The organism is Streptomyces regalis, from assembly GCF_001509475.1.
Lineage (GTDB): Bacteria > Actinomycetota > Actinomycetes > Streptomycetales > Streptomycetaceae > Streptomyces > Streptomyces regalis.
Window position 1 is genome coordinate 1 of sequence record NZ_LLZG01000133.1, and the last position, 6,058, is coordinate 6,058.

6 protein-coding genes are annotated in these 6,058 nt (G+C 69.9%); all 6 read right to left on the reverse strand.

Annotated features, from left to right (window positions below; all coding sequences use genetic code 11):
• Positions 1-361, reverse strand: a 361-nt coding sequence (locus ADL12_RS18930) for a protease inhibitor I42 family protein (RefSeq protein WP_062703848.1), incomplete at its 3' end; no start/stop codon positions are given.
• Between the two features lie 12 nt (positions 362-373).
• The gene (locus tag ADL12_RS54040; protein ID WP_062703849.1) at positions 374-1,969 is read right to left on the reverse strand and encodes a hypothetical protein; all 1,596 of its coding nucleotides are present in this window, start codon (positions 1,967-1,969) and stop codon (positions 374-376) included.
• Between the two features lie 128 nt (positions 1,970-2,097).
• A complete protein-coding gene (locus ADL12_RS18940; RefSeq protein WP_062703850.1) occupies positions 2,098-2,571 on the reverse strand; it encodes a WXG100 family type VII secretion target in 474 nt (157 codons plus the stop codon).
• A 523-nt stretch (positions 2,572-3,094) separates the two neighbouring features.
• Complete coding sequence (locus ADL12_RS18945) at positions 3,095-3,430, reverse strand: hypothetical protein (protein ID WP_208614565.1); 336 nt, start codon at positions 3,428-3,430, stop codon at positions 3,095-3,097.
• Positions 3,431-3,644: 214 nt separating this feature from the next.
• Positions 3,645-3,827 (reverse strand): hypothetical protein, encoded by a 183-nt coding sequence (locus ADL12_RS54050; protein WP_159053198.1) that lies wholly within the window; start codon positions 3,825-3,827, stop codon positions 3,645-3,647.
• Positions 3,828-4,207: 380 nt separating this feature from the next.
• Complete coding sequence (locus ADL12_RS18955) at positions 4,208-6,049, reverse strand: outer membrane protein assembly factor BamB family protein (protein ID WP_079052123.1); 1,842 nt, start codon at positions 6,047-6,049, stop codon at positions 4,208-4,210.
• Positions 6,050-6,058 lie beyond the last annotated feature (9 nt).

The window sequence follows — 6,058 nt, forward strand, 5'->3', positions numbered from 1 at the left end:
CGCCGTCGTCGCAGGCGCCTTGCGGGCACTGGATGAGCCGGATCTTCGTCGTGCCCGGACCGACGGCCTTGAAGTCGAAGTAGTCCGTTCCGCTCCCGCTGCCGACAGCGTCGTCGTCGGCCTCGATCTTCTCCCGCTTGTCCGTGTTGCGGACGACGTCAGGGTCGGGCTCCGGCGAGGTCAGATACCACCACTCGCCCATCGCAGTGGCGACAGGAACGGACAGCGTGAACTCCTCCCCCACATCCACCTGTATGTGCTTCTCATCCAGCTCATAGGTGTCCGGCCCGGTGAGGCCGCACCCCGCGAGCACGGTCATCAGCAGGGCGGGAAGGGCGAGTCGGCGCAGGACGCTGGTCATGACGCTCTTTTCTCAGTCGGCGGGCAGGTGGACGGCGTACGCGTCGGGCATGCGGTCGTCGGAGGCCTTGTCCATGTGGCCGTTGACGAAGTCGTCCTCGCTGACCCAGGTCGTGGTGCCCCACGGGTTGTAGATCTGCAGCATGTCGCCCTCCTGCCCGATCACCATCATCTGGTGTCCGTGCCGGCCGTCCTCGTCGTACCCCTCCACTTCGAAGGGGACGGGCTTGCCCTCGGCAACGGACTTCTCGATGTCCGGCAGCACGTCACGGCGCTCGTCCGCACCGCGAACCTCCTGGAACTCGTAACTGCTGCCGGTGTGCGGGCTGATCTCGCTGTTGGCGATCTTGTTCTGCCCGTCGTTGTCCATTCCCGTCGGGACGTCGGACCACCAATGCGCGTAGCTGCCGTCGCCTTCCTCGTGCAGGCGCATCTGTTCGTCGTGGAGACGGTCGCGGAAGGCGTCGGGGTCGTTCTCCTGCCCGGACGGTCCGCCGGTCAGCTCCAGCGCGTAGAGGGGATCGACCATGGCGCGGGCGGTCACGGTGCTCGACGGCACACAGGTGTTGCCGTCCTGGGACCACGCCTCGTCGCCGAACCACTGGTAGTCGGTGTTTTTGTTCCCCCCGTCCCTCTTGAGCCCCTCGTCCACCTTGCTGTCGTCGGCCGTGACGACCGGGCTGAGGTGCTGCTGAAGCCAGTACGGGTCCTTGCCGTGAATCTTGTCGCGGAACTGGCCGACCTCGTCCACGTCATAGCCCGCGGCCAGCGCCTTGACCAGGTACGCCCGCTCCTGCGGCGTCTTGGCATCGGCGAGCATCCGCTCGAAGCGGGCCTCGTCCTGCGCGTTCATCTTCTCCATGAAGCGGCCGGAACGTTCGAGGTCGTTCGCGGTGAGGAGTTCGTTCTGCTCCTGCGGGCCCCCGTATACGCCGACGTCGGCGAGGACGAGGCGGTCGGCGGCGGAGATGTTGTCGGTGTGCATCTGCCCGGCACGGGCCTCGGCCGCGTACTTGTTCAGCTCCCGCGCCGCCGCCCGCGCCGCGTCGTCCGCCTCCTGCGCGGCGTAGTAGAGGAAGTTGGCCCCCGTTCCCGCGATCTCCTGGGCCCGCTTGCGTTCGGCTTCCTCGGCGTCCTTCTCGACCATGTCGTCGAAGAAGCCGTCCTCGCCGCCAAGCATCGTGCGGGCCCTGCGCAGCTGCTCGCGGCCGTCGCCGTCCTTGGACTGGGCGGAGGTGAGCGCGTCGGAGAGGTCATAGAGGGCCTTGGACGCCTTACGGAACGCCTCGGCCATCTGCTCGGCGGAACGGCCGGCCGCCGCCACCACCTCGGCCGCCTTGGCGCCGGTGCTGCCCACCCACACCGACGGAAGCCCAGACGCGGCAACCTTCTCGACCCGGGCCTGTACGTCCGCGGCATCGTCGGCCTGGCTCTTGTAGCGCTGGGCGACGGCGTCCAGGGTGCTCGGGGAACCGACCGGCGCGATGACACCGAGGAGGTTGTCGATGGCCTCCAGGACCTCGTTCTTACTGTCGGCCGCCGCGAGGTCTCCTGTGTAGCGGTCGATCTTTTGCTTGCGGTCGGTGGTGGATTCGCCTGCGTCAGCCATGTGGTGAGAGCCCCGTTGTCCTTGCTGTGCTTGCTGTCCGTGCTCAGGTGTCAGGTGGAAGCACACACTCGGCCGGGTACGCGCGGTCGCCGGTGTGTCGATCTGTGTGGGTGGCGTGAGCCGGTCCGTCAGTCGAAGTCGGCGAGGCTCGGCGGACGCTCGCCCGGGGTGGGCTGCGTGCCGATGGGCGGCCCACCGAGGGCGGCGGGGTGCGTGCCCGGGGTGAGGCCCGTGGTCAGTCCCGGGTGGCCGGCGGCGGGTGCGGGCATGGTCGTCAGGCCGTCGTCCGCGCCCGCGGAGTGCAGCGCGACGACGGTGTCGTGGTCGGCGCTCTCGTAGTTCCGCTGGGAGATGCCGACCTTGTCCGAGAGTTCGTGCAGCGCGGCTTCCAGCGTCTTCGCCTCGGCCTGCCAGGCGGCGGCGAAGTTGTCGTACGCGGGGCCGGAGTCGGAGCCGCCGAGAGCGTCCGGTGCGTAGCACATGTGGTCTTCCACGGCCTTGCGTATGGCGCCGACGTCGTCGCCTGCCCGGTCGAGCTTTCCGGCCTCGCCGTCCATGCCGCTCGCGTGGATCCTGTAGCCGTCCGAGCCCGCAACGGACATGCTCCCCGCCCCCTGATCTGAACGGCCGAACACCCCGTGGCGGTCCAGGCCTTCTGACCAGGGACGATACCTGATCTCGTGTCATGAGCACGTGGCCTCACGTGCCGCTGTCCGGGGCGGACGGACCGGGCTTCGGCCTTTGGCGTCATACCCATGCGTTCCCAAGCTTCAGGCCCTGCTTGCCGCGATCGACCGGTGAACGCCCGGCGGCATCGCCGCCGCCGGGGGCTTTGCGGTGCGGTCTCGCGGAGCAGTTGCCTCTCCGCGAGGCCGTTCTGACACGTCGTCCGGTCCCGCTGCTCACGGCCAGGGAGCCGGCCCCGGGAGTCCGGCCTCGCGATCAAGCCGCGCGGGCGCGGTCGAAACAGCAGACGGCCCCGGAAGCGGGGTTCTGATGCATCCGGCGAACTGGCGAACTCCGCCGACAGCATCAGCGGGATGCTTCCCGGGCCGTCGTACGGCCGTCCGCCCCGCCCCCCGCCAGGTGAGGCCGACGGCCCTCCATGCCACCCCGGCGCCTTGACTACAAGAGGTCGAACACGTCGGGCAGTGGCGGGAAGTGGGGCGCGCAGTCGCCACACGCGTACACGCTGAATCCGGGCCTGGGGTTCTGGTGCACCTCGGAGACGAGGACCGGGGTGTCGGTGATCCGGTCGCAGCGCACGCACATCCGCACGGGGCGGCGTACGACGGTCGACGCATCGCTGCGGGCGCACCGCTGGCAGACCTGCCGGTGCCGGACGGTTCCCCCGCTGTCCATGGTCACGGTCACGAGCGGCTGCTCGGTCGACCCGCACATCTCGCACACACCTGCCCACTCGTGGTCGGTGACATCGCGGTGCGGGCCGTCATGCCCCACGGTCCGCAGACATGCAAGCCCCGCTGCGCCGGGGAGCGGTGCCCCGCACTCCGCCACGCCCGGCCGCTGGAGCCAGGCGTGACCGCAGGCGTCGCGGTGGTCTCCGTCGTGGCCTTGCCCGAGAGCGCAGGGTAGGCGGTGATGTCCGTGGCCGGCCGCTCCCACCCGGTTCGGCGGGCGCCGCACAGCGCGGTGCCGGTGCCGGTGGCGGTCATCAGGCCGCCCTCCGAGCGCCGATCACGTGCTGATCAAGGTCGATGCCGAAGTCCGCGCGGACCAGGACGAGGCGGCGTTCCCGCTTCCGCTGCCTCTCCTCGAACGCGACCAGGTAGAGGCGGACCAGGGCGACCTCCTCGCCTTTGAGCGGCGGCTCCAGCCCGTAGGGGCTCCTCGGCAACGGGGGCCAGGCCGGGGACGCCGGAGGGGCGAGCAGCGGCGGCACTGTGGCCGCACGCTCGGCACGGTGCCGACCCCGCGGACGCGGGCCGAACACCTCCAGCACCGATGAGCGCCGGCAGTTCGCGTCGGCCCCGCGATCTCGCGCGCGTCTGTGCCCGCGCGATTAAAAGCGAGAACAGCCCTGGCTGCTCACAGAATTGAGCGAATGGCCTTGGTAACTGGCTGTTCTCCAACCGTCCGTGTGGTCGGTGTGCCCCTGGTGGCACTTCGCCCCGCCGAGCACAAACCCGACGGGGCGAATTCGCCAACAGGATCCCTGAACAGGGACGGGGCCGTCATCACGCCCGATGCCGATCGTTCGCCGAACGGTCGCGTTCGTCAGCCGTCCGTACCGAACGCGATCACATGGGACTTGCTCGTGTCCGAAGTCGTCAGCTCGCTCGCGTACACGGCGGACATGTACAGATGCCCCTGCGCGTAGACGATCTCGGCGTAGTCCGGAGACATACGGGTCTCCACATCCCGCACCGCCTTCGTGGCCGGGTTCTCCAGCAGCTTGGTCTCCTTGAAGCTGCCGCCGTCGATGCTGACGATCTGCCCGCCCTTGTCGTACGGCGGACGCTTGTACGCGATCACATTGCCGCCGTCCATGCGCAGCGGCGCGATCGTGTACCCGTCGCCCGCGTCCGCGCGCTGCCCGGTCTGCTTGCCGGTGGCCAGGTCGAACGCGACGATCTCGTTGGTCCGGCCGCGTACGCCGCCGCTCTTGTGCTCCTCGGTCTGCACATAGAGCCGGTCGTTGCCCACCACGACGCCCGTGCAGGACTCGATCTTGGTGACGCCGGAGCAGCGGGCCGCGAACTGACCGCCCGGCACGGAGATACGGATGCGCAGCTTGCCGGTCTTGTTGTCGATGGAGAAGGCGTCCGTGATGCCGATGGAGTCGGACTCGCCGAGTTCGGCGGCCACGACGAGCGGCTCGGTGGAGATCACGCTGGCGTACTCGACGCCCTCCGCCATCTTGTACTCGGAGATCACCTTCCCGGTCTTCGGGTCGATGGTCTGGATGTTCAGCTGGGGCTGGTCGTAGGTGCCGCACTTGCGGACCGCGACCAGCTTCTCGCCGCCGGCGTACCCGAGGTCGTAGCAGCCGTCGTTGGCCTTCGGGACCCACAGCGGCTTGCCGGACTCGAGGTCGAACGCGGCGCCGCCGCTGGTGCCGCCCGCGGCGACCGTGCCACCGCCGACGGTGACGTTGTCGTACCGGATCAGGTCGCCTTCGACCGTGGCGGTCTTCGTCCACAGCTTCTTGCCGGCGTCGAGGTCGAGCGCCGCGACCTGGGTGCAGCCGTGCGAGGGCTTCTCCTTGGTCGGCATGGCGGGCTCGAAGGCGATGGCCGTCAGGTCGTCATCGGTGAGGTGCTTGCTGGCCTGACAGACCGGCCCGGGCAGCGGGATCGTCCACAGCTTGGTGCCCTTGTCGGGGTCGTAGCCGACGATCTCGGCGACGCCGCTCTTGACGTACGCCCTGTCGGTCAGCCACGAACCGGACACGGAGATGCTGGACTTGTCGTCGACGTCGGGCGGCGGCACCCGGAACAGGACGTGGGAGCCGGGGTTGGCGGGCACCTTCTCGGTGCCGCCGGGGAAGTCGCCGCCGCTGCCTCCCGTGCCGTTGTCCCCGCCGCCGGTGCCGCCGCTGGAGCTCGCGGTGTCGTCCTTGCCGCCCTCGTCAACGGACTTGGCGTACCACACGCCACCGCCGATGATCAGCGCGATCACCACGACGGTCGCCGCCACGATGACGGCCACCTGCGCATTGAACTTCGAGCCGCCGGCCGACGCTGCGGGCTGAGGGTACTGCGGCGTGGCCGGCTGCTGATAGCCGTAACCGGGAGGCTGCGCGTACTGGTTCTGCTGCTGCCCGTGCGGGTTCGTCGGCTGTCCGTACGGATTCTGCGGCTGCTGCCCGTAGGCAGCGGGCTGCTGGCCGGGGTAGCCGTACCCGGCCGGAGGGGTCTGCGGGGCTCCTTGGGGTGCCTGGGGATAGCCGTACCCGGGCTGCTGCGGCGCGGCGGGCGGCGGCGCGGGCGGGCCCTGGGGCGCCGGAGGTGTCTGAGGTGCCTGCCCGGGCGGCTGCGGAGGCTGCTGCGGTGGCTGCGGTGCGCCGAACCCTCCCCCCGGCGGGGGCTGGTGGGGCGGGGGAGGCGGCTGGGTCATGGCGTGGGT

Excerpts from the sequence above, each read along its gene's own strand:
- ADL12_RS18955 (WP_079052123.1), bottom strand. The coding sequence starts at position 6,049 with ATGACCCAGCCGCCTCCCCCGCCCCACCAGCCCCCGCCGGGGGGAGGG.
- ADL12_RS18940 (WP_062703850.1), bottom strand. The coding sequence starts at position 2,571 with ATGTCCGTTGCGGGCTCGGACGGCTACAGGATCCACGCGAGCGGCATG.
- ADL12_RS54040 (WP_062703849.1), bottom strand. The coding sequence starts at position 1,969 with ATGGCTGACGCAGGCGAATCCACCACCGACCGCAAGCAAAAGATCGAC.